This window comes from Arthrobacter sp. MDT2-3 (genome assembly GCF_059090465.1).
In genome coordinates, this window is sequence record NZ_JBNHFS010000029.1 from 1 (window position 1) to 242 (window position 242).

At 67.4% G+C, this 242-nt stretch carries 1 pseudogene; it reads right to left on the reverse strand.

Annotated elements, in window-relative coordinates:
• Positions 1-242: pseudogene (locus tag AC5RUQ_RS20975) on the reverse strand (HNH endonuclease signature motif containing protein); the annotation flags it as partial.

Below are 242 nucleotides of genomic sequence, written 5' to 3' on the forward strand. Positions count from 1 at the left end.
GCGTTGGGCGGGGGTGAAGAGCCGGGTTTTGCGGCCGAGGTCAAGGAGTTCGCCGTGGGTGCCGAGGAGGGCGGGGATGATGTCGGCGTCGCAGGCGATTTTGCGGATTGTGGTGGCGGCGACGGGTCCGGTGAAGGCGAAGTTCCCGGTGCCGTTGCCGGTGCCGGTGGTTTTGGGATGTTCGGGGTGGGGGAGGAGGTCCTGGTAGTTGATGGTGGCGATGATCTGGGGGCGGTTGCCGC